Here is a 22,049-nt window from a genome sequence, read left to right on the forward strand (position 1 = left end):
GCGCGCTGCACTCACTTGGCGTGCGAGACGCCCCAGTAGAACTGCATCGGCGAGGTGATGCCCTGCAGGTCGCTGCGGAAGGCGACCGGCTCGAAGAACTGCCCGAGCACGGCAAAGGCGCCGTCATCCCACAAGCGCTGCTGGATCTCTCGCGCCAGGGCCTGCTTTTCGGCACCGCTGGCGTTGGCCGCCTTGGCCCGCAGGCGTTCGAGTTCGGCGTCGTCAGCCCAGCCGAACCAACCGTTCTGCGGGTCGCCGGAGAAGGCAATGGCCGAGGTATCGGACAGATCCGCCGCGTTCCACCAGGTGTGGAACATGCTCCAGCCACCCTCTGCGACCGGCGCCCGACTTTCGCGCTGTTGCAGCATGGTCGCCCAGTCCATGTCGCGCACCTCGACCGTCATGCCCAACTGCTTGAGCAGGTTCGCCGTCACCTGGGTAAAGGCGGTCATCACCGGCATATCGACAGGGTTGAGCAGCACCACCGGCGTGCCGTCATAGCCCGCCGCGGCCAGGGCCTTGCGGGCGGCGCCGAGATCGCCCTGCTTCATCACCTCGCTACCGGCCTCGTTGGCCAGCGGCGTACCGCAGGGAAACACCGAATAGCAATTGCGCCAGTAGCGCGCGTCACCGAGCGCCGCGGACATGTAGGCGTCCTGTTTCATCGCCATCAGCACCGCACGGCGCACGCCCGGATTGTCGAACGGGGCCTGCTGGTGGTTGAAGCGTGCCATGGCCACGTTGCCCAGCGGGTCGGTCGAGGCGACCGTCACGTCCGCCTTGTCCTCCATCATCGACACCAGGCGGGTGGAGGGCGACTCGACATAGTCGACGCGGCCGTCGAGCAGCCGCTGCACGGCTTCCTGCTGCGTCGGGTAGTAACGCCACTCGACGACATCGACGCCCGCCACCTTGGCGCCGGCGGCCTGCGACTGCGGGTCGTGCCGCGGCTTGTAGTTCGGGTTGCGCACATAGACGGCCTTGTCCGCCGTCGATCGCTCGGGCTGATAGACGAACGGGCCGGAGCCAGTGGCTTCGGTAATCGGCGTGAAGGCGTCGGTCTGCGCCAGGCGCTTGGGCATCATGAACGGAACGTTTACCGAGACCTTGCCCAGCGTGCGGATGATGCCGACATCAGGCTCGCGCAGCACGATGGTGAAGGTGTGCGGATCGTCGATGCTGATGCGCTCGACGTTGCGGAACAGCTGCTGGCCGGCGCCGTCACGCTTGCCCCAACGCTGCAGCGAGGCGACGCAGTCCTCGGCGGTGACCGGCGTACCGTCATGCCATTGCAGGCCTTCGCGCAGCTTGATGTGCCAGGTCTTGAGGTCGCTCGAAGAGGTCCAGGTTTCCGCCATCTGCGGGCGCTGCCGCAGGTCTTCGTCGAGCGCGAACAGCGTGTCGTAGACCATATAGCCGTGGCTGCGCGTCACGTACGCGGTGCTGGTGATCGGGTCAAGCGTGGTCAGCCGCGCGTGCGAGGCGATGACCAGTTTGTTCGCACACCCCGAGAGCAGCAGGGCCGCGGCCATTGCCGACAGCGCGAACAGGGTTTTCTGCCGTGTGTACATCATCGACCTCCTATCGGACCCGCCGTCAGGCCCGTTCAAGACAAGCACTCATCACACGGAGATTAGTCCCAGCTACTTAAGCCGGAAGAGGCAATTTGATGGCCATTTGATTCCCATCAATGGGCGATGAAAAAAATCCAAAACGCCCTGCGGGCGGTGATAAATAACCAGCCGTGACGGCAAAACGCCGCTATTTTGTGAAGAGCATCACGGGCCTTTTCGCAGTTCGTACGGCAGGTGCACAGCATGTCGACCCAGCCCTCCTCCGCCGGCGAGCAGTCCGGTCCGCTTTCCGAGCGCCTGCGGTTCTATGGCGACGAGTTCGTCTTCGACAGCGTCTCGGGCATGTTCCATCGGCTTAATCCCAGCGCCAGCTTCATGCTGCGCGCCCTGATTGCCGGCGCGACACCCGAGGAGCTTCCGCGGCGCCTGCAGGCCCACTACGCACTCGACAGCGCGACGGCCGCGCGCGACGCCCAGCTGTTTCTCAACAGCCTGGCAGCCCTGGAGCCGCTCGGCCGCCTGTTCGAGGCAGCGAGGAAGGCATCATGATCAGGGTCGCCATCACCGGCCTGCACCGCGGCAACAACCCCCAGCCGGGCGCCGCCGTCGCGGCCAGCCTGCGTCGCCGCTTCGCCGATCTGCACGTCATCGGGCTGTCATACGACCCGCTGGAAAGCGCGCTCTACTGTCATGACGGCGGGCGACCGGATGTCGCCTACCTCATGCCGTTTCCGGGCGCCGGCGCACAGGCGACGCTCGATCGCCTGGACGAAATCCTCCAGAGCGAACCGATCGACTACCTGATTCCCTGCCTGGACTCGGAGCTGGACAACTACATCGAACTGCAGCCGGCACTCGAGGCACGCGGTATCGCCTGCGTGCTGCCCAGCCAGCGGGCGCTCGACGACCGCGCCAAGGCCAACCTCTATCGCTTCTGCCAGCCGCTGGACGTCCCCACGCCACGCACACTGGCGGCCGCCGACGCCGACACGCTCGCCGCGCTGGCGCTGCAGATCGGCTACCCGGTGTACGTCAAGGGCCGCTTCTACGAAGCGCACCTGGCCACCACCCCCAAGGAGCTGTACGAGGCCTTCAATGCCATCGCCAGCGTCTGGGGCACTCCGGTGCTGGTGCAGGAAATGGCCGTCGGCGAGGAGTACGACGTGCTTGGCGTAGGTGACGGCCAGGGTGGGCTACTGGCTTCATGCTCAATCCGCAAGATGCTGCGTACCTCGGCCGGCAAGGGCTTTGCCGGGGTGGTGATCGCCGATCCGGCGCTCGATCGACAGGTTGAGCGGATCATCGCGGCGCTGCGCTGGGCGGGCCCGTTCGAGCTGGAATTCATCAAGGTGCCCGGCCAGCCGCATGCCCTGTTCGAGATGAATCCGCGCTTCCCGGCCTGGGTCGATTTCCCCTCCCAGATCGACTGCAACATGCCGGCGCTGCTGCTCGAATGGCTCATGGGCCTGACGCCCGCCGCGCTGCCGCCATGCGAGCCGGGGCAGATGTTCATTCGCCACAGTATCGATGTCGTGACCCATATCGCCGAAGTCGCGCAGATGACCATTTCCGGCTGCCGCACGGGCACGCCGGTCGCCGGCGTGTGCCCCACTCGAGGTGACAGAACGTGACCCAGAATTACAGCCAACCGATCATCAGCGACGAGCTGGGCAGCAACTGCCCGAACGCGGCCGCCGAACGCAACTACTTTGCCCGTGGCGTGCAGACGCCAGCGCTGTTCGAGATCGACGGCAACCCGATCCCGGCGCTGGTCGCCGAGTTCGGCTCACCGCTGTTCGTCTTCTCCGAACATGCGCTGCGGCACAAGGCGCGGCACGCGCGCGAGGCCTTCAAGCAGCGCTATCCGCGCACCAGCTTCGCCTGGTCGCTCAAGACCAACCCACTCAAAGGCATCTGCCAGATCCTGCGCCAGGAAGGCTGGATCGCCGAGGTGGTCTCGGACTTCGAATACGAGAAGGCCCGCGACCTCGGCTTTGCCGGCCCGGAAATCCTCTTCAACGGCCCCTACAAGCCACGCGCCATCCTCGAGCGCGCCATCGAAGAAGGCGCGCTGCTGCACGTCGACAACTGGGACGAGCTGAACCTGATCGAGAAGCTGGTGGAAAAGCGCCGGCAACCGCTCGACGTCGGCATCCGCGTATGGCTCGACGCCGGCATTCGCCCGGTGTGGTCGAAGTTCGGCTTCGCCCTGGCCAACGGCGAAGCCGAACGCGCCGCCGAGCGCATCGTGCGCAATCCCGCGCTGCGCCTGCATACGCTGCATACGCACATCGGCACCTACATTCTCGAGCCGGCCGCCTACCGCACCGCCACGCAGAAGCTGCTGGCACTGCGCGATGCGCTCGAACGCAAGCACGGCCACCTGATCGACTGCCTCGACCTGGGTGGCGGCTTCCCGTCCAACAGCCTGCTGCATGGCATGACCGGCCCGGCCGAACAGGTGGTGCCGCCGATCGAAGCCTATGCCGACGCCATCACCGAGGTGCTCAACCGGCTGCCGGAGAAGAAGCGACCGCTGCTGCGCCTGGAAACCGGTCGGCATCTGGTGGACGAAGCCGGCTATCTGCTCACCAGCGTCGTCGCGGTGAAGGGCGTGCACCGCTCGCGTGCCGAGCAGGACAGCCTGTCGGCGCGCGACTACAAGGAACAGCTGATCGCCGGCGAGGATTCGAAGGTCAACTACATCCTCGATGCCGGCATCAATCTGCTCTACACCGCCGCCTGGTATCGCTTCGAGGTGCGCCCGTCACGCCTGATCGACAAGCCGCCGATGCCGTCACGCCTGTACGGCTCGCTGTGCATGGCGATCGACGTGATCCGCGACTATGTCGACCTGCCTCCGCTGGAGGTCGGCGACGTACTCAGCCTTCACCCGGTCGGCGCCTACAACCTCAGCCAGTCGATGCAGTTCATCGCCTATCGTCCGGCCGTGGTGCTGATTGGCGAAGACGGGACTGCGCACCTGATCCGTCTCGCCGAGACGCTCGAAGAGGTGCAGCGACTCGAGCGCCTGCCCGACCACCTGGCTGAACGCTGATGAACGCACCGCAGAACGAGACCGCGCTGTCGGGCGGCTCGCTCAGAGCCGCGCATCGTTTCTCCACGCCGCTGGTGTCAATCCTTGGCCCCGCGCTCGGCGGGGCGTTCCTCATTCCGCACCCGTGGCTCGGCGCGCTGCTCTGGCTGGGGCTGTTTCAGAACCTGCGCTTCGCCGCTTTCGCGCTGTTCGGCACGGTACTGGCCGAAGGCATCCTGCGGCTGTTCCAGATCCGCGACAACTCCGCGGCCGAGGGCAACCTCAAGGCCAACGCCCTGCTCTCGGCGGTGGCCGCCGCCTGGCTCACCGAGTTCGCCGGGCTGGCCGTCGAGGCGCAGATCCTGGTTGTGGCGAGCACCGTCATCGCCACCACCGTGCTCGCCACCGCGATGCTGCGCACGCTGCTCCGGGCCAGCTTGCCGCCGCTGGTGGTGAGCTACTGCCTGGTCTCGGTATTTCTGTTCGCCATCTTTCCCCACTGGACGCTCTCGGCGATGGCCGCGATGCAGTGGTGGCCCGTGCCGGAAACCCCGCAGCAATGGCTCGTCACCTATTTCCGTACGCTCGGGGCACTGCTCTTTTCGCCAACCCTGGGCATCGGCATGATCATCGCGCTGGCCATCCTGCTCTGGTCGCGTCTGGCCTTCCTCGCCGGGACCATCGGCTGGATCGCCGGCATCGTCACTGCGGTGCAACTCAACCAGCAGGGCGTGCTGTTCTACTGGATGCCGACGGCCTACAACTCCTTTCTCGCCGGTGCCGCGCTGGGTGCCGTGTTCTTCGTGCCCAGCCGCATCAGCCTGGCGCTGGCTGCGCTTGGCGGCGCCAGCGCCGCACTGCTTGCCGCCGGGCTGCAGCACCTGTCGCCCTACACTGCCTTCGGCTATCTGCCGCTGGCCTCGGCGCTGACGATCTGGGTGGCGCTCAGCGCGCTGGGGAGCGCGGAAAGCTACCTGGTGCGGCGCAATCACTCCCTGCACGAGCCGCCGGAGAGCGCCTGGCAGCAGCTCGACTACTGGTCGCGTCGCTCCGGTGGCAACGGGCCGTTCGTGATCGTGCCGCTATGCGGCCGTTCGCGGATCGCCCAGGGCGAGGACGGCACCCTGAGCCATGCCGGGCCTTGGCGACATGCGCTGGATTTCCAGCCCATCGCGGTCGCCGAGCCCGGCCCCTTCGACGGCCTGGTGATGGCGCCGGCATCCGGCTTCGTCGAGCGCGTACAGGACGGTATCGCCGACAACCCGATCGGCATCTGCAACTATGCGCAGAACTGGGGCAACTACGTGACGATTCGCCTGGACCAGGGCGGCTGGGCATTGCTCGCGCACCTGCAGCAGGGCTCGATCCGGGTAGCCCCCGGCAGCCGCGTGGAAGCCGGGGCATTCATTGCCCGGCTGGGCAACTCGGGGCGCTCACCGGCGCCGCACGTGCACCTGCAATGCCAGACCGGAGGCGAGCCCAGCGCACCGACGCTGCCGTTCCGGCTGGCCAACTTCCTCTCCGCGCCCGATGCCGAGCAGCCTTTCCTGCACTGGCATTCGGCGGGGCTGCCATCGCAGGGCACGCTGGTCTCGCCAGCGCCAGCCAACCCGGCCGCCCAGGCGCTGCTGGCCAGTGCCGCTCCCGGCGTGGCGGTGTGGAGCATCGAGACCGAAGGCCAGCTGCCGCGGCAGGTATTGCGGCGCCAGGGGGATACCGAACGGGTCCGCATCACGCTCGATACGGCCGGCCAGCACTTGCTGCGCGGCGAACGCGGCGGAGCCCTGGTCGTGCAACTGGCTGCCGATGCCTGGCGTGTCGCCGAGCTGCAGCGGGACTGCCAGCCGTTGCTCTGGCTACTCGCCCTCGCCGTGCCAACGGTGCCCTATGCCGCTGGCCCGGGAATGAAATGGGATGACCTGACACCCTTGCTGAGCTCGCGGCTGCCAGCCGATCTCGCGCTGTTCCTCGCGCCCTATCGATCCAAGCCTTTCGTACGTAGCCGCTGCCACTGTACGGCGGCACCGGACGGCGAAGGCCGCGGACTGGCCGTGGTCAGCGAGACGACCAGCGCCCTGCCCTGGTTGCCCTCGCGCCTGCATTGCCGGCTCGACCGCCTCTGCGGCCCGGTGTACCTGCAGGCCGAGTTCCCGCACGGGCGCATCACCTACACGCTGATCTCCTTCGAACCGGGCCTGCCGTTCGACTACTGATCAGTTGCTGGCGACTTCCCGTCCGTGTCGTGCCGCGTAGGCCAGCTGCTGGGCGGGCGTGAGATTGCCGACCAGGAACCGCAACATCCGCGTGCGGCTGTCTGCGGTGGCCACCGGATCGCCGCCGATTCGCTTGCCGGCGAAGCTCTGTGGCGGCAGATCGAGGTCGAACGAATGCACCGCGTTCGGGTACACCTTGACCTCCAGCGGCGCGCCCTCGCCTCGCACCCCCAGGCATTCGCGCGCCGGCACCCAGTTGTCCCGCCCGCCGGCGAGAATCAGCAGCGGCGCCCCCAGCTCGACGCGCGAGCGCCCCAGTTCGCCACACCAGGGGTAATAGGCGACCACACCACGAAACGCCGGCTCGCCCTGGCCATAGCGCTGCGCAGCCGAACGTTTGGCTGCGCGAATGGCGACCGCCCCGCCATTGCTCTGTCCCATCAGGAAGATATTGTCCGCTGCGACAAAATCCTGCCCGGCCAGATAGCGCATCGCATCGAAGGCATCATGCGTTCGGTAGTTGAGCGCTTCGTACAAGGCGGGATTGTTGGAGCACAACTTACCGCCGCCGTAATGGCGCGGGCCGAAACTGTCGAGATTGAGCACCACGAAACCCTGCTCGCGCAGATAGTCGGCATGCGCACGCAAGCCTTGCCGGACCGCCGGCTGCCAACCCCCGCAGCCATGCATCAGGACAATCGCCGGAAAGGGGCCCTCGCCCTCGGGGCGGAACAGTTCGCCTTCGAGCATCAGCGACCGGCCTACGTGAGGCTCGGAGGCGCGCAGCTGAATACTGTGCGGCTGAGCCAGGGAAAGCGGAGAAAAGGCCAGAAGCGCAAGACTGAAAAACGAAGACATCAGAACGAAAAGTTTGGTCATATGATACGGCTCGACTCTATTAACCAATAAGAACAATCAAATAAGACAGAAATTTAAAGCAACTTGTTAAATGGAACTTTAGCTATAACAATTCCAACCAACAAACGAACCGGCAATAATAACGGAAGCGCCAGTAGAGAAGAACACGGAAGCTGTTTTTCAATCCGTGTTGCTGTTCAGGAAATCGACCGATGGCCGAATAACTTGAAGTTCAAACAAAGAATAACCAGGCAACTTTTAATACGACCCGATTCTGTGCCTAGCCGGATGCCGGCCCGGTTCGTGACGTACTCAGCCCCTTCCACCCAACGCAGGGCCCAGCCGGAGCCCATCAACCCAGCAGATAGCCAGATCGCCTAACCAACGCAGCCCTGAGCCAGCCGCCGACGGCGCCACCACCGCAATGGAGCAGGGCATGGACGAAGCTCATGGTTTCGTACCGCCGCACCGAGCGGGGCGAAATGCGTCGCCCGGCGGCCGGGCGTCCGCGCCGCCAACGCGCCCGCGGGCACCGCAAGGGCCGGCAGAGGCAGGACGGGCAGCAGCATGAGTGCGGCGATGCTGCGCCGATATAGAGGCAGAGGCGCCCGGAAGCGCCTTTTGGCGTGTCGACCCAGTACTTTCGGACGGCAACCATGGTGGCATGGCCACTATCGCCGCGCCTCGCTACGGTCGGTTCGTCAGAAGAGCCGCCGAACGGCGCTACGGCCGCCGTGAAATCTGCCGATACAGGCTATGCCGATCACGGCACGAACAAAAAGAAGTTGGCCGGCTCCCGCAGCCCTTTGCATGAGAATAACGATCATGTCCTTGTTCACCCGTCTCAAGGCCGGCGCCCGTTCCGGCGAAGGTGTCATGAGCCTGCATACCAGCGCCCGGCAGTTGTCCGAGCGCCTGGCGGCCCTGCGTTTCGAGCCCACCTACCTGGCCGGCTTTGTGTCACCGCACGTCGATATCGACGCAGTGGCGCGGCAGCTGCGGCAGCGCTTCCCACGCACCGCCATGAGCCTGTGCAGCACCGCCGGCGAGTTGTCGAGCGAGGCCGGGCACCTTTACTGCGCAACCAGCGGCCAGTGGGATGGCATCGTGCTGCAGTTGTTCGATGCCAGCGTCATCGCCGCCGCCGAAGTGGTACACGTGCCGCTGGCCAGCGAGGACATTCGCGGCGGCGGCCAGCGCCTGTCGATGGGCGAACGTATCGCGCGGCTGACCGAATCGATCAAGCGGCTGCAGGTGTCGATGAAGATCGACTACCGCGACACCCTGGCCAACATCTTTTTCGACGGGCTGTCGGCGTCTGAATCCTTCTTCATGGAGGCGCTCTACGAGTCCGGCCGTTTTCCCTGCCTGTTCGTTGGCGGTTCCGCCGGCGGCAAGCTGGACTTCAAGAGTACGCAGCTGCACGACGGCCAGCGCGCCTACCAGAATCACGCCCTGATCGTTTTTCTCAAGTGCGCCCGCGATGTGCGCTTCGGCGTGTTCAAGAGCCAGAACTTCGAACCCACGCCGCTCAGCCTGAGCGTGCTCAGCGCCTCCCTGGAGGAGCGCTACATCAGCCAGGTGGTGGACGCTCGCGGCAATATCCGCAGCATGGTGCAGGCGCTCTGCGAGGCGCTGAACTGCGCGCCCCAGGCCCTCGAACAGCGCCTGGCCGATTACTCGTTCGCCATTCGGGTGGGCGATGAAGTGTTCGTCCGCTCGATCGCGCAGATCGACTTCGCCAACGAGCGCGTGCACCTGTTCTGCGACGTGGCGCCCGGCGAAGAGCTGATCATGGTCAAGCGCACCCCGCTGGCCGAGGCGACCCGCCGCGACTACCAGCGCTTCATGCGCGGCAAGCCCGGCAAGCCGCTGGTTGGCATTCTCAACGACTGCATCCTGCGCCGGCTCAACAACGAGCAGGCGCTGGCCGGCATGGACGCGGTGTTCGACGATGTACCGGTCGCCGGTTACTCCACCTTTGGCGAAATCCTCGGCCTGAACCTCAACCAGACCCTGACGGCGGTGTTCTTCTTCTGCACCGACGACAAGGCGGAATTCCACGACGAATACACCGACAACTTCATTGCCTATCACAGTGAATTCAAGGCGTTCTTCCTGCGTCGGCAGATCAAGAAGCTCGCCGGTCTGAGCCAGGTGGTGGTCAAGCAGATCGAGCAGTTCAAGCGCCAGGACTACAGCAGCGCGGTGGACATCGCAGGCCTGGACGAGCAGATCCGCCCGGTGTTTCGCGGGCTGGCAGATCTCGGCCAGGTGCTTTCGCAGGCCGATCACGAGCGCCAGAGCATCTCCGAACAGCTGAGCCGCTGTGCCACCGACCTGCACGGCTCGATGGACGAGCTGACCCTGACGATCAACGAGCAGGGCGCCGTCATCGAGCAGGCCGGCAGCTCGGTCAAGCAAATGGTCAACCAGGCCGAGGAGGTGGTCACCAGCGCGCGCGAGCTCGCCCAGTCGAGCCAGCGCATCCAGTCGGTGGTACAGACGATCCAGCAGATCGCCGGCCAGACCAACCTGCTGGCGCTCAACGCGGCGATCGAAGCCGCTCGAGCCGGCGACATGGGCCGGGGCTTCGCGGTGGTGGCCGACGAGGTGCGCAAGCTGGCCGAGATCACCGGCAAGAACGCCGAAGAGATCGGCACCGACATCGATCGGCTGGCTGGTGAGATCCGCGCCGTGGCGCAGCACATCGAAACGCACTCGGCCGGTGTAGGCTCGCTGACCGGGCTGCTGAATGCACTGGAGAGCTCGAGCGAGCAGACCGCCAACACCTCGAAGCAGACCAAGGGGGTGGCCGACATGCTCATCGGCCTGACCGCACGCTGATCGGCGCCCGGTTCAGCGATCAACGCAGGCGGCTTCGGCACTCACTGAAGCCGCCTCAAACCGTCAGAAGCGGTCGCGAATCACCACCTCGTCGAACGGCAGCTTGCCCACGCGCGGGCGCGGATCGGCGGTGCGCTTGCCGACCGCCACCATCAGGCCGATCACGTGGTTGTCCGGCAGGTTGATCAGCCGGCCGACCGCGTCGAAGTCGAAGCCATCCATCGGGCAGGAGTCCAGGCCCTTGCCGCGGGCAGCGAGCATCAACGTCTGCGCCATCAGCCCGCAGCTGCGCATGACCTCGTCACGCTGGACCTGCGGCTTGTCGCGGTAGTAGTTGTCGATGGCGCCGGCCATGTAGTCCTGCACTTCTTGTGGCGTACCGTCCCAGACGCGGCGGACATTCTTCTCCCAGCTGTCGACCTGCGCGCAGACCACCACCAGCATCGCGGCGTCGGTCATCTGCGCCTGGTTCCAGCCCGCTTCGCGGATCTGCTGGCGCAGCTGCGGGTCGCTCACCTCCACCAGGCGCACGTGCTGCAGGTTGAAGGCGCTGGGCGCCAGCATTGCCAGCTGCAGCAGCTCGTCCTTTTCCTCGCGCGAGAGTTGATGCGTGGTGTCATATGCCTTGATGGCACGGCGGCTGCGGATCGCTTCTTCGATGTCCATGCGGACCTCCTGTGGGATTCGGATGCGCGCCATGCTAGGCCCGGGCTTCCATCGAATCCACAGGGCTTTTCCGAACAAATCCATCGAACCACTCAATGGTTGCGCCCATAAAAAAGGCCGCCCGTAGGCGGCCTCGTGCGGGCGGCAGCGGATCAGAGCTGCGGGCCGGCGTTCTTGATCGCGTCGGAGACGTCGAACTTCTTGAAGTTCTCGACGAACTTCGCCGCCAGTTCCTTCGCCGCCTGATCATAGGCGCTCGGGTCAGCCCAGGTGTTGCGTGGGTTGAGCAGCTGCGGCTCGACGCCGGCAACAGCCTTCGGTACGTCCAGGTTGATGATCGGCAGGTGTTCGGTTTCGGCACCGACCAGCGCGCCGCTCTGGATCGCCGCGATCACTGCACGGGTGGTGGGGATGCTGAAGCGCTTGCCGACACCATAGCCACCGCCGGTCCAGCCGGTATTGACCAGGTAGACCTTCGAGCCGAAGGCGTTGATGCGCTTGATCAGCAGCTCGGCGTACTCACCGGCCGGGCGCGGGAAGAACGGCGCGCCGAAGCAGGTGGAGAAGGTCGACTTGATGCCGCTGCCCGACCCCATCTCGGTGGAACCGACCAGCGCGGTGTAACCGGAGAGGAAGTGATAGGCAGCCTGCTCGTTGTTCAGGATCGACACCGGCGGCAGCACGCCGGTCAGGTCGCAGGTCAGGAAGATCACCGCCTTGGGCTCGCCACCGAGGTTCTTCTCGGAACGCTTCTCGACGTGCTCCAGCGGGTAGGCGGCGCGGCTGTTCTGGGTCAGGCTGGCATCGGCGTAATCGGGCAGGCGGGTGCGCTCGTTGAGCACCACGTTCTCCAGCACGGCACCGAACTTGATGGCCTTCCAGATCACCGGCTCGTTCTTTTCGGACAGGTCGATGCACTTGGCGTAGCAGCCACCCTCGATGTTGAACACGCGGCCAACGCCCCAGCCGTGCTCGTCATCGCCGATCAGGTAACGCGACTCGTCGGCCGACAGGGTCGTCTTGCCGGTACCGGACAGACCGAAGAACAGGGTGGTGTCGCCGTCTTCGCCGATGTTGGCGGCGCAGTGCATCGGCAGCACGTCGACGTCCGGCAGCAGGAAGTTCTGCACGGAGAACATGGCCTTCTTCATCTCGCCGGCGTACTGCATGCCGGCGATCAGCACCTTCTTCTCGGCGAAGTTGATGATCACGCAACCATCGGAGTTGGTGCCATCACGCTCGGGCTGGCACTGGAAGAACGGGGCGTTGAGGATGCGCCATTCGCTCTTGCCGGCCGGGTTGAACTGCGCCGGCTCGATGAACAGGCAGCGGCCGAACAGGTTGTGCCAGGCGGTCTCGGTGGTCATCTTGACCGGTAGGTAGTGCTCGGGATCGGCGCCGACGTGAACATGGGAGACGAAGTTGTCACGCTCGGCGATGTAGGCTTCGACGCGGCTCCACAGCGCTTCGAACTGGCCAGCCGGGAACGGACGGTTGATCGGGCCCCAGGCGATGTGGTGCTGGGTACTCGGCTCTTCGACGATGAAGCGGTCGGCTGGCGAACGACCCGTGCGATGTCCGGTCTTAACCACCAGAGAGCCATTGGCGGCCAGTTCACCTTCACCGCGCTTGACGGCTTCTTCGATCAGTTGCGCGATGCTGATGTCGGTGTACACGGCGTTGGTCGCTTGCGTCATGAGTGTCCCCGTCGGCCTTGGGCCGAATCCTCCGTACAGTTGTAGTCCGCCTCAGGGCGTACTACATCGAAAAAAGTGCGCGCGATTATGCCAGAAAAGGCGTCGCGCTGGGTATGAGCCCGTGATGGCGAAAAGGTTCACCGTGGCCAGAGGCCATCAGTGACGCGTAGCCGCCGGTCCCTGACTGCCAGCGCCAGCGAACAGCTGGGCCACGTCAGCCGCATCGAACAGATACTGGTGATTGCAGAACTGGCAATCGATGGCAATCCGCCCGCCCTGCTCCTCGACCAGTTGCTCGGCGTCGGCCTGCCCGAGGCTGATCAGCGCACGCGCCGAGCGCTCACGCGAGCAACTGCAGCGGAACTGGATCGGCAGCGGCTCGAACAGCCGGACCTGCTCCTGGTGGAACAGCCGGTGCAGGATGGTTTCGGTGTCCAGGCCGAGCAGCTCTTCGGCGGTCAGGGTATCGGCCAGGGTCAGCAGGTGCTCCCAGTTGGCGTCCCGCTCCTCGACGTCGTGGATGCGGTCGGCCGGCAGCTGCTGCAGCAGCAAACCGCAGGCGCGGCGCCCGTCGGCGTTGAGCCAGAAACGCGTCGGCAGCTGTTCGGAGGTGGCGAAATAGGCCGACAGGCAGGCCGCCAGATCAATGCCATCAAGCGCGACGATGCCCTGATAACGCTGGCCGCGCGCCGGGTCGATGGTAATCGCCAGGGCACCCTCGGGCATCAGCTGCGGCAGGCTGGCGCCGGCCTCGATCTGCTCGGCATCGTAACGGGCGATGCCACGCACATGGCGCTCGCTCGAACACTCGACCATGAGTAGCGGCACGGCACCGGACGAGGTCGCCTGCAGCGATAGCAGCCCCTCAAACTTCAGCGTGCCGACCAGCAGTGCCGCGGCCGCCAGCAGCTCGCCGAGCAGCTGGGCCACCGGCTCGGGGTAAGCGTGCTTGGCCAGGACGTGCTGATAGCTCTCGGCGAGCGTGGCGGTTTCGCCGCGCACATCGGAATCATCGAAGAGAAAGCGTTGGGTCTGATCGGACATGCCGGTGCTCGCAAGGTGGCCGGGAAAAAGCCGTGCATTTTACACGAAGCGGCGGCCTGCCGAGGCACCCGCCATCGCCTGGGTGGACCGGCCTGCCGCCGCGCCGTTCCCTGCCGTTCAGCCCTTGAACGCGCGCAGAAGCTCGATCTGCCGGCGCTGCTTCTTGCTCGGCCGGCCGTCGGTCTGCACGCCTAGTGCGCCGGCCTTGCGCAGCGCGGCGGCCTCCTCGCGGCGAACCAGGCTTTCGGCGGTCTCCTCGTATAACGTCTGCGCCTCGGGCGCACCACGGCGTACGGCCGACAAGGCGCGGACGATCACCGTGCGTTCGTCGTAACCACAGCGAATCTCGTACTGTTCACCGACCTTCGGCTCCTTGCCCGGCTTGCAACGCTCACCGCGACAGTGCACCTTGCCGCCGTCGATCGCTTCCTTGGCCAGCGCGCGCGTCTTGAAGAAGCGCGCTGCCCACAACCACTTGTCCAGACGGACCTTGCCGTCGTCCTTTTCGCTCGTGCTCAACCTGTATCCGACCTCGTTGTCATAGCCTTGTAGCGACCCGTGCAGTTGTCATGCACGCCGTCTAGAATGCCCGCAAATTTCATGGATGCCACGCTTGGACTGCCTCGATCCCCACACGCTGATCGGTTTGCGCGAATGGGTCGCCCTGCCTGACCTGGGCGTGGTCGGCCTGCGGGCGAAGATCGACACCGGCGCCAGCACCTCGGCCCTGCACGCCACCGAAATCGTCGAGTTCGAGCGTGATGGCAAGCGCTGGGTCCGCTTCACCGCGCACCTGGGTACCCTGGTGCAGCGCCGCCACCGCTGTGAAGCACCGCTGGTCGCACACAAGACCATCAAGAGCTCCAACGGCCAGACCCAGACCCGCTACGTGGTGCGCACCCTGCTGGCGCTCGGCAGCCACGTCTGGCCCGTGGAATTCACCCTGACCTGCCGCAAGAACATGCGTTACCGCCTGCTGCTGGGCTCGCGCGCGCTGGTCGACGGCAAATGGCTGATCGACCCGTCGCGCAGCTATCTGCAAGACAAACCCCAGATCCTCACTTCCTCCGGTGCCCAATGAAAATCGCCGTACTGTCGCGCAATCCACGCCTGTATTCCACGCGTCGCCTGGTCGAGGCCGGCCAGCAGCGCGGCCATGAGGTGGTAGTGATCGATACCCTGCGCGCGTACATGAACATCGCCAGCCACAAGCCGCAGATCCACTACCGCGGCCAGCCGCTGGAAGGCTTCGACGCGGTGATCCCGCGCATCGGCGCTTCGGTGACCTTCTACGGCTGCGCGGTGCTGCGCCAGTTCGAAATGATGGGTGTCTACCCGCTCAACGAATCGGTCGCCATCAGCCGCTCGCGCGACAAGCTGCGCGCGCTGCAGCTGCTCTCGCGCAAGGGCATCGGCCTGCCGGTGACCGGCTTCGCGCACTCGCCCGACGACATTCCCGACCTGATCCAGATGGTCGGCGGCGCCCCGCTGGTGATCAAGGTGCTCGAAGGCACCCAGGGCATGGGCGTGGTGCTGGCCGAAACGCAGAAGGCCGCCGAATCGGTGATCGAGGCCTTCCTCGGCCTTAAGCAGGACATCATGGTGCAGGAGTACATCAAGGAAGCCGGCGGCGCCGACATCCGCTGTTTCGTTGTCGGCGACAAGGTCATCGCCGCGATGAAGCGTCAGGCCAAGCCCGGCGAGTTCCGCTCCAACCTGCACCGCGGCGGCACCGCCAGCCTGATCAAGATCACCCCCGAAGAGCGCTCCACCGCCGTGCGCGCAGCCCGCGCCATGGGCCTGTCGGTCGCCGGGGTGGATATCCTGCGCTCCAACCACGGCCCGCTGGTGATGGAGGTCAACTCCTCGCCGGGCCTGGAGGGCATCGAGCAGACCACGGGCAAGGATGTCGCCGGGCTGATCGTCCAGTTCCTCGAGAAGAACGCCGGGCCGAACCTGACGCGCACCAAGGGCAAGGGCTGAGTGCCGCGCCTCAGGCGCCCATCGCCCCGCGCGGCAGCAGCAGGCCCAGTGGCAGGCTGACGCGCGCCTCCAGCCCACCCCCTTCGCGATTGCGCAGCTCGACGATACCGCCGTGCTGGTTGGCGATACGCTTGACGATCGCCAGGCCCAGGCCCGCGCCCTGACCACCCCGAGCCCGATCGCCGCGGATGAATGGATTGAAGATCTCGCCCAGTTCCTTCGGATCGATGCCCGTGCCGCGGTCGAGCACGCTCAGCACCACGTAAGGCGCGTTGGCGTCGCCGGTCACCGCCGCTGCCACCTCGACCTCGTCACCGCCGTAGCGCAGGGCGTTCTCGATGAGGTTGACCAGCAGGCGCTTGATCGACACCCGACGCAGCGACAGCAGCGGCATCGGCTGCACGCAGAGACGGATGCGCTCGCTCTGCTGGTTGTAGGGCGCCACCACCTCGCTGATCAGCTCACCCAGGTCGATCTCCTCGACCGGCTCGTCGCGGCCATCGCGCACGAAGGCGAGGAACTGGTCGAGGATGGCGTCCATGTCTTCGATGTCGCGTACCATCTCCTCGGTGAGCTCTTCGTCGCGCGTCATCAGCTCCAGCGACAGGCGCAGGCGGGTCAGCGGCGTACGCAGGTCGTGAGACACGCCGGCCAGCATCAGTTCGCGTTCGCGCCCGGCCTGCTCGACGTCTTCGGCCATCTGATTGAAGGCGCGGTAGACCTCGGTCATCTCGCTCGGTGTGTCGCTGATCGGCAGCCGCACGCTGCGGCCCTTGCCGATCTGCCGGGCCGCGTAGACCAGGCGCTTGAGCGGCAGATTGAGCTGACTGACGAAGATCCACGCCGCCCCGGTCGACAGCAGCCCGATGCCGAGGAACCAGCCGAGCACGCTCCAGATCCGCTGCCCGCGCAGCGGGTAGGCGTAAAGCGGCACGCGAATCCAGTCCGGGCCCAGGCTGGGTGCATGCACCCAGATCGCCGTCGCCGGCTGGATGCGCACGCGCACCTCTGTTTCCGGGCCCAGCTCGGCACGCATCTGGCGCTGGAAGATCTCGGTATAAGGCCAGTGGTATTCGCTGCGCGGCACTTCGATCGCCGGCACCTGCTGCAGACCGGCAGCCGCGCCGATGCGCGCCCGGTCCTCGGCATCGGCGGCCCAGTAGGCACGCAGGGTCAGCGCGGCGCCGTGGCTGTACTGGCGATCGACCAGCACGTCCTCGTTGGCCATGAGATAGACCAGCGTCAGCACCTTGGAAAAGAGCACCACCACCAGCACCATCCACAGGGTGCGGGCAAAGAAGCTCTGCGGAAACCAGACGGGCGTCTTCACCGGAGCCGGGCTCCGGCCGCGGCGCCGCGACGGCTCACCGGTTGCCGTCCGGCACGAACACGTAGCCGACGCCCCAGACCGTCTGGATATAGCGCGGCTTGGAAGGATCCGGCTCGATCAGGCGCCGCAGGCGGGAGATCTGCACGTCGATCGAGCGCTCCAGAGCATCCCATTCGCGGCCGCGCGCCAGGTTCATCAGCTTGTCGCGGGTCAGCGGTTCACGGGCATGCTGCACCAACGCCTTGAGCACGGCGAACTCGCCGGTGGTAAGCATGTGTACCTCGTCGCCCTTCTTCAGTTCGCGGGTGCCGAGGAACAGCTGGTAGTCGCCAAAGGTGACCACCTCATCCTCGCTGGCCGGCGCGCCCGGCACCTGCGGCGCCTGCCGGCGCAACACGGCACGAATCCGCGCGAGCAGCTCGCGAGGGTTGAACGGCTTGGCCAGGTAATCGTCGGCGCCCTGCTCGAGCCCCTGGATGCGACTGGCCTCGTCGCCCTTGGCGGTGAGCATGATGATCGGAATCTGGTTGTTCGCCTCGCGCAAGCGCCGGCAGGCCGACAGACCATCTTCGCCGGGCATCATCAGGTCGAGTACCACCAGGTGGAAGATCTCACGGCTGAGCAGCCGGTCCATCTGCTCGGTGTTCTCGACCGTGCGCACACGGTAGCCCTGCTCGTCGAGAAACCGTTCGAGCAGACGACGCAGACGCGCGTCATCATCGACGATCAGGATTTTTTCGCCTTCGCTGGCAGACGCGGTGGTGGTCATGACGGCTCCCCGGATATCAATGGCGGGCATTATGGCGCAGCACCCCGCGCCGCCCGTGTGAGCCATTGTTAGCAGATTTTTCCTCTGCTAGCGCTCGCCTCGAGACCTTGCGGCTACCCGCCGAGCACCAGCGACCACACCACGGCGATACACAGCAAGGCCATGAATTGTGCGGCACTACCAAGGTCCTTCGCCCGCTTGGAAAGCGGGTGCAACCTCAATGAGATCCGGTCAACCGTCGCTTCGATCGCCGAATTGATCAGCTCGATTGCCAGCGACATGAGCAGCGGTGCGATAAGCATGGCGCGCTCCAGCGCCACATCAGTGACCAGAAACGCCACCACCGAGAGGACGGCAGCACAAAGCGCCACCTGGCGGAACGCTGCTTCGTGACGCCAGGCCGCGGCAAAACCGGCGGCCGAATAACCCAGCGCCTTCAGCAGCCGCCCCAGCCCTGGCCGAGTCTTCAATAAAGATGCGTCGTCTCGATCGTTAAGGGGCTCAGTTTCCATGCAAATACTCGGCGCGACGAAAGGTGCGTGCAAATTATTGGCGAAAAGACAGCCAATTGATATTATTTTGACACCACAGCGCATGCAATCCGACGAAATGCGTCGCGGGGCCTATCAAGCTCAGTCGCAGCTAACCGATAAAACTACTGCTAGCTATCCCGCCACAGGTGCCACCTTTGATCGATCGCGTTTTCGAGCCGCCTCTGGCATCGCTGGGGACTGGCGACCTCGTGCTGGGCGGCATGACGCTGGCTACCGGCAATATCCATTGGCTCCAAGTGGCGCAGGCCGATGATGCCACACGGCTACTGCGCCAGACGCTGATCGGCCTGAGCCTTGCGCGGGCGACGCTGGTCAGCACACGCGAGTGCCAGGATGCGGTCCTCAATGGCCTGCAGCCCGACCAGGGCCCACACCGTCTTGACCTGCTCACCGTCTCCCCGCCGCACATGGCTGCGCTGCTGCGAGTATTGCCGTCAGAACTCGACCGCGCGATCCACGGCACAACGCAGCTCGTCATTCTTGCATTGTCTGGTGACGCCTTTGCGCAGCCCCCTTCGTCGAACTGGATCGCGAAGGTGCATGCCTGGCTGGTCCGCCGGAGCACTGCATTACTGATTGTCAGCGAAGGCCATTCAACGGCTATCGCCAGCCAACTACAGCAGCGTATATCTGGGCTTTCAGGCTATGCGGCGATCGCTCGGGAAGCCGGCACGCCCCGCCTGCTGGTCTACTACTGGCACAGCCGGCCGGCTGCCGGCCCGCGTGAAATTCTCCTCAGCGAGGAAGCGGAAGGCTTCCGAACACGTCAGCTATTGCCGAGCTCCAGTGCGCAGGCCGAGGCGGCGCCGGATCGCCATGAGGTGCATGCCGAGCGGGCCGCCCTTAGCGGCTTGAGGGCGGAACCCTTCGGCTGGCGGGTCTATGCCGACCGCGCCGAACTCCTACCACGCGTGGCGACAGCGCAACAGGCCAGCGTACTGCTGGGTATCAGCCGCAGCGATGAAGTCGATGAGCTGGCCGTACAGCTCGACCGGCTTCGCCGTAGCTGTGGCGACAAGCTGAAGCTAATCGTGCGCGAGGCATCGCCCTGTCTGCGCTATCGTGACGACCAGTTGCTGATGGCCGCCGGCGCGTCGCTGGTCATGCCATTCGGCACGCCGCTCTCGCGCATGCTCACGCTGATCGAGGGCATTCAAGGCCACACCTGGCAGCGCCAGAGCCCGAACGACATCGCAGACAGCCTCGGGCGCTCGAAGCCCCTCCCACTGCGCGGACGCCTGACTCCGCGCGCGTTTGCCGAAGCGGTGCGCCATATGTGGGCGGCCAAGCGTCATGGCGAGCTGGACCACAGCCTGCTGCACATACGCCTGTTACCGGGGCTGAGTCCCGACAGCCTGCTTGGCGAGTCGCGCTTCCGCCGCCAGGGCGACATCCTCTGCCAAACCGAGGACGGCCTGTACCTGTTTCTCTTCGCCTGCCGCAGCGAAACCGTGGAGGCCGCGCTGGACAACATTTTCCCGGTGAGCTGGCAGGAATTGTTCGTCAGCTTCGAACGCCTGAATGACCTCAGTGACCTGGACGGAACCGTCTTTCTCGCAGACGAGGCACCATCGACTGGCGTAGCCGATCGCCCGTCAGCCGATACGCCGGGCGCGACGCTCGCCCCGCGATCAGTGCGCCTCGAACTGAGCACGGAGGCCCGACCATGACACATACCGGCCTGCTCGAGGTGGCCCTGCTGTGCCTGACCCTGGGCATGCTTGCCGGTTGTTTGGTCGCCGCCTATTGGCGTGCGTTGCTCAATCGGCTTGATCGCCTGCTGCCGCCTCGTCATTTACGTCGTGCGGGCACTCGCTGCCGCTCCGAAGCTCCCCCGCGGAAGGAGCAGCCATGACGGCCGCTGTAGTACAGGCTCAGACCAGCCACCTGCATCGCTGGCCCGGACTGGGTCACTGGAATCTGTATTTCCTGGCCAAGTTCGTGCTGCTCGCGCTTGGCCTGATTGCACTCCAGCCCTTGCCCAACCTGTTGCTGGCCGCGCTGCTCTGCGCACCGCTGCCAGGCAGATCGTTGCGCCTGACCCGTCAAGTGATCGCCGTACCGGCGGGAGCCGCCCTGCTGTATCACGAGACCTGGCTACCGCCGTTCCAGCGCCTGCTGGCGCAACCCGGCGTGCTCGACTTCACCCCTACCTATCTTTTGGAGCTCGCCGGGCGTCTCATCGACTGGCAGACGGTCGCCTTGCTCGCTTTGCTACTCATTGCTTACTGCTACTTGGCGCAGTGGCTGCGGCTGACCAGTTTCAGCCTGCTCGGCCTGATCTGGCTGTGGTTACCGGTAGCCATGCCCGCTCTCGGCACGGCGGCGAAGCCGGTTGAGGCGGCCGTCACCGCCAGCACACCGCTGGAGCGCACCCAGGTCGCGACAGACAACGCAGCCCTCGACGCCTGGTTGCAGAGATTCTTCGAACGAGAAGCCGGTCGACAGACTTTGTTCCCTCCGCGAAACGACGATGCGGCCGCATTCGACGTGCTGGTGGTAAACATCTGCTCGCTCGCCTGGGAGGATCTGGACGCCATAGGCCTGAAGGACAATGCGCTGCTCGCGCGTATGGACATCCTTTTCGACCGTTTCAATTCGGGCACCTCCTACAGCGGCCCGGCAGCGATCCGCCTGCTGCGCGCCAGCTGCGGCCAGACACCTCATCAAGCCCTCTACCAGGCCGCTCCCGAACAGTGCCTGTTGTTTCAGAACCTGGCGAACCTGGGCTTTCGTGCCGAAACACTGCTCAACCACAACGGGCGCTTCGACGGCTTCACCGACGACGTGACCGCACAGGGCCTGCCTCAGCCGGCATTGCCGAGCCAGCGTTTCCCGCGCGCGATGGCCGGCTTCGACGGCTCGCCAATCGCTCGCGACCTGGATGTCCTGCGCGGTTGGTGGAACCATCGTCAGTCACTCAGCGAGCCACACGTTGGCCTGTTCTACAACAGCATCAGCCTGCACGACGGCAACCGGATCCTCGGCCCGGACGGCCAGGCCCAGTCAGCCGATTACAGGCTGCGCGCCCAGCGCCTGCTCGGTGATCTGAGCAGTTTTATCGACGAACTGGAGCGCAGCGGCCGACGCGTCGCGCTGCTGATCGTTCCCGAGCACGGCGCCGCCCTGCATGGCGACAAGATGCAGATCGCCGGGATGCGCGAAATTCCCCGCGCCTCGATCACGCAGGTACCGGTTGGTCTGAAGCTGATCGGCATGGGCCTGTCGGCGACGGACGGGCCGCTGCATGTCACCGAGCCATCCAGCTTCCTCGCCCTGTCCGAGCTGGTGTCGCGCCTGTATGCCGCACAAAGCGAATCACAGACACCCGACCTGGCGACACTGGTGGCCGGCCTGCCGGCGACCGACGCGGTCTCCGAGACCGCTGGCGCTCAGGTCATCGAGTACAGCGGCAGGCCTTACGTCCGCGTCAATGGCCAGGCGCTCTGGCTGCCCTATCCGAACCGATTCGAGTGA

19 protein-coding genes are annotated in these 22,049 nt (G+C 65.5%); 10 read left to right on the plus strand and 9 right to left on the minus strand.

Annotation, left to right across the window (positions count from 1 at the left end; all coding sequences use genetic code 11):
* Nucleotides 1-11 precede the first annotated feature (11 nt).
* Nucleotides 12-1,571, minus strand: a complete 1,560-nt coding sequence (locus AC0KXH_RS18280; protein ID WP_269262716.1) for an ABC transporter substrate-binding protein — start codon at nucleotides 1,569-1,571, stop codon at nucleotides 12-14.
* Between the two features lie 246 nt (nucleotides 1,572-1,817).
* Between AC0KXH_RS18280 and AC0KXH_RS18285 the strand changes: the two genes are divergently transcribed.
* Genes AC0KXH_RS18285 through AC0KXH_RS18300 form a run of 4 tightly spaced genes read left to right on the plus strand, consistent with a single transcriptional unit; the run spans nucleotide 1,818 to nucleotide 6,824 of the window.
* The gene (locus AC0KXH_RS18285) at nucleotides 1,818-2,123 is read left to right on the plus strand and encodes a PqqD family protein (RefSeq protein WP_041109578.1); all 306 of its coding nucleotides are present in this window, start codon (nucleotides 1,818-1,820) and stop codon (nucleotides 2,121-2,123) included.
* Entirely contained in the window at nucleotides 2,120-3,205 is a 1,086-nt protein-coding gene (locus AC0KXH_RS18290) for an ATP-grasp domain-containing protein (RefSeq protein ID WP_061339149.1), read from the plus strand. Before AC0KXH_RS18285 ends, AC0KXH_RS18290 begins: the two co-directional genes overlap by 4 nt.
* The gene (locus AC0KXH_RS18295; protein ID WP_488223826.1) at nucleotides 3,202-4,632 is read left to right on the plus strand and encodes an alanine racemase; all 1,431 of its coding nucleotides are present in this window, start codon (nucleotides 3,202-3,204) and stop codon (nucleotides 4,630-4,632) included. Before AC0KXH_RS18290 ends, AC0KXH_RS18295 begins: the two co-directional genes overlap by 4 nt.
* Nucleotides 4,632-6,824, plus strand: a complete 2,193-nt coding sequence (locus AC0KXH_RS18300) for an urea transporter (protein WP_200629464.1) — start codon at nucleotides 4,632-4,634, stop codon at nucleotides 6,822-6,824. Before AC0KXH_RS18295 ends, AC0KXH_RS18300 begins: the two co-directional genes overlap by 1 nt.
* Here the strand turns inward: AC0KXH_RS18300 and AC0KXH_RS18305 are convergent, their stop codons facing one another.
* Nucleotides 6,825-7,574 carry a dienelactone hydrolase family protein gene (locus AC0KXH_RS18305; protein ID WP_158048394.1) on the minus strand — a complete coding sequence of 250 codons (750 nt, stop codon included), beginning with the start codon at nucleotides 7,572-7,574 and terminating at the stop codon, nucleotides 6,825-6,827. It abuts the gene before it with no gap.
* 933 nt (nucleotides 7,575-8,507) lie between these two features.
* Between AC0KXH_RS18305 and AC0KXH_RS18310 the strand changes: the two genes are divergently transcribed.
* The gene (locus tag AC0KXH_RS18310) at nucleotides 8,508-10,529 is read left to right on the plus strand and encodes an FIST N-terminal domain-containing protein (protein ID WP_488223827.1); all 2,022 of its coding nucleotides are present in this window, start codon (nucleotides 8,508-8,510) and stop codon (nucleotides 10,527-10,529) included.
* Between the two features lie 63 nt (nucleotides 10,530-10,592).
* On the opposite strand, the gene AC0KXH_RS18315 is transcribed toward AC0KXH_RS18310, so the two are convergent.
* From AC0KXH_RS18315 to AC0KXH_RS18330, 4 genes are all read right to left on the minus strand, one after another.
* Nucleotides 10,593-11,195 carry a nitroreductase family protein gene (locus AC0KXH_RS18315; protein ID WP_043222503.1) on the minus strand — a complete coding sequence of 201 codons (603 nt, stop codon included), beginning with the start codon at nucleotides 11,193-11,195 and terminating at the stop codon, nucleotides 10,593-10,595.
* A gap of 152 nt (nucleotides 11,196-11,347) precedes the next feature.
* Complete coding sequence (locus AC0KXH_RS18320) at nucleotides 11,348-12,892, minus strand: phosphoenolpyruvate carboxykinase (protein WP_488223828.1); 1,545 nt, start codon at nucleotides 12,890-12,892, stop codon at nucleotides 11,348-11,350.
* 156 nt (nucleotides 12,893-13,048) lie between these two features.
* Nucleotides 13,049-13,936 (minus strand): Hsp33 family molecular chaperone HslO, encoded by an 888-nt coding sequence (hslO, locus tag AC0KXH_RS18325; RefSeq protein ID WP_269262712.1) that lies wholly within the window; start codon nucleotides 13,934-13,936, stop codon nucleotides 13,049-13,051.
* Between the two features lie 117 nt (nucleotides 13,937-14,053).
* A complete protein-coding gene (locus AC0KXH_RS18330) occupies nucleotides 14,054-14,455 on the minus strand; it encodes an RNA-binding S4 domain-containing protein (protein ID WP_041109560.1) in 402 nt (133 codons plus the stop codon).
* Between the two features lie 94 nt (nucleotides 14,456-14,549).
* Between AC0KXH_RS18330 and rimB the strand changes: the two genes are divergently transcribed.
* Together rimB and rimK are read left to right on the plus strand one after the other, a co-directional pair.
* Entirely contained in the window at nucleotides 14,550-15,017 is a 468-nt protein-coding gene (gene rimB, locus AC0KXH_RS18335) for a retropepsin-like aspartic endopeptidase RimB (protein ID WP_102847920.1), read from the plus strand.
* Nucleotides 15,014-15,919 carry a 30S ribosomal protein S6--L-glutamate ligase gene (gene rimK, locus AC0KXH_RS18340; protein ID WP_041109556.1) on the plus strand — a complete coding sequence of 302 codons (906 nt, stop codon included), beginning with the start codon at nucleotides 15,014-15,016 and terminating at the stop codon, nucleotides 15,917-15,919. Before rimB ends, rimK begins: the two co-directional genes overlap by 4 nt.
* 10 nt (nucleotides 15,920-15,929) lie before the next feature.
* Here rimK and AC0KXH_RS18345 read toward each other — a convergent pair whose 3' ends face one another.
* The 3 genes from AC0KXH_RS18345 to AC0KXH_RS18355 form a co-directional block, all read right to left on the minus strand.
* The gene (locus tag AC0KXH_RS18345) at nucleotides 15,930-17,249 is read right to left on the minus strand and encodes an ATP-binding protein (protein ID WP_041109554.1); all 1,320 of its coding nucleotides are present in this window, start codon (nucleotides 17,247-17,249) and stop codon (nucleotides 15,930-15,932) included.
* Nucleotides 17,250-17,283: 34 nt separating this feature from the next.
* Nucleotides 17,284-18,018 (minus strand): osmolarity response regulator transcription factor OmpR, encoded by a 735-nt coding sequence (gene ompR / locus AC0KXH_RS18350; RefSeq protein ID WP_041109552.1) that lies wholly within the window; start codon nucleotides 18,016-18,018, stop codon nucleotides 17,284-17,286.
* Between the two features lie 113 nt (nucleotides 18,019-18,131).
* Nucleotides 18,132-18,530 (minus strand): diacylglycerol kinase, encoded by a 399-nt coding sequence (locus tag AC0KXH_RS18355; RefSeq protein ID WP_043222518.1) that lies wholly within the window; start codon nucleotides 18,528-18,530, stop codon nucleotides 18,132-18,134.
* 176 nt (nucleotides 18,531-18,706) lie between these two features.
* Here AC0KXH_RS18355 and AC0KXH_RS18360 point away from each other — a divergent pair, with 176 nt between their 5' ends.
* From AC0KXH_RS18360 to bcsG, 3 genes are read left to right on the plus strand one after another with little or no spacing between them, the layout of a single operon-like run.
* Nucleotides 18,707-20,242, plus strand: a complete 1,536-nt coding sequence (locus tag AC0KXH_RS18360) for a BcsE family c-di-GMP-binding protein (RefSeq protein WP_488223829.1) — start codon at nucleotides 18,707-18,709, stop codon at nucleotides 20,240-20,242.
* Nucleotides 20,239-20,427 carry a cellulose biosynthesis protein BcsF gene (bcsF, locus tag AC0KXH_RS18365; RefSeq protein ID WP_043222521.1) on the plus strand — a complete coding sequence of 63 codons (189 nt, stop codon included), beginning with the start codon at nucleotides 20,239-20,241 and terminating at the stop codon, nucleotides 20,425-20,427. Before AC0KXH_RS18360 ends, bcsF begins: the two co-directional genes overlap by 4 nt.
* Nucleotides 20,424-22,049, plus strand: coding sequence for a cellulose biosynthesis protein BcsG (bcsG, locus tag AC0KXH_RS18370; protein ID WP_488223830.1), 1,626 nt, complete (start codon nucleotides 20,424-20,426; stop codon nucleotides 22,047-22,049). The genes bcsF and bcsG overlap by 4 nt, the downstream gene beginning before the upstream one ends.

It is taken from the genome of Stutzerimonas sp. CXK-1 (assembly GCF_057738225.1).

Excerpts from the sequence above, each read along its gene's own strand:
- AC0KXH_RS18280 (WP_269262716.1), bottom strand. The coding sequence starts at position 1,571 with ATGTACACACGGCAGAAAACCCTGTTCGCGCTGTCGGCAATGGCCGCG.
- AC0KXH_RS18285 (WP_041109578.1), top strand. The coding sequence starts at position 1,818 with ATGTCGACCCAGCCCTCCTCCGCCGGCGAGCAGTCCGGTCCGCTTTCC.
- AC0KXH_RS18290 (WP_061339149.1), top strand. The coding sequence starts at position 2,120 with ATGATCAGGGTCGCCATCACCGGCCTGCACCGCGGCAACAACCCCCAG.
- AC0KXH_RS18300 (WP_200629464.1), top strand. The coding sequence starts at position 4,632 with ATGAACGCACCGCAGAACGAGACCGCGCTGTCGGGCGGCTCGCTCAGA.
- AC0KXH_RS18305 (WP_158048394.1), bottom strand. The coding sequence starts at position 7,574 with ATGCTCGAAGGCGAACTGTTCCGCCCCGAGGGCGAGGGCCCCTTTCCG.
- AC0KXH_RS18310 (WP_488223827.1), top strand. The coding sequence starts at position 8,508 with ATGTCCTTGTTCACCCGTCTCAAGGCCGGCGCCCGTTCCGGCGAAGGT.
- AC0KXH_RS18315 (WP_043222503.1), bottom strand. The coding sequence starts at position 11,195 with ATGGACATCGAAGAAGCGATCCGCAGCCGCCGTGCCATCAAGGCATAT.
- AC0KXH_RS18320 (WP_488223828.1), bottom strand. The coding sequence starts at position 12,892 with ATGACGCAAGCGACCAACGCCGTGTACACCGACATCAGCATCGCGCAA.
- hslO (WP_269262712.1), bottom strand. The coding sequence starts at position 13,936 with ATGTCCGATCAGACCCAACGCTTTCTCTTCGATGATTCCGATGTGCGC.
- rimK (WP_041109556.1), top strand. The coding sequence starts at position 15,014 with ATGAAAATCGCCGTACTGTCGCGCAATCCACGCCTGTATTCCACGCGT.
- ompR (WP_041109552.1), bottom strand. The coding sequence starts at position 18,018 with ATGACCACCACCGCGTCTGCCAGCGAAGGCGAAAAAATCCTGATCGTC.
- AC0KXH_RS18355 (WP_043222518.1), bottom strand. The coding sequence starts at position 18,530 with ATGGAAACTGAGCCCCTTAACGATCGAGACGACGCATCTTTATTGAAG.
- bcsF (WP_043222521.1), top strand. The coding sequence starts at position 20,239 with ATGACACATACCGGCCTGCTCGAGGTGGCCCTGCTGTGCCTGACCCTG.
- bcsG (WP_488223830.1), top strand. The coding sequence starts at position 20,424 with ATGACGGCCGCTGTAGTACAGGCTCAGACCAGCCACCTGCATCGCTGG.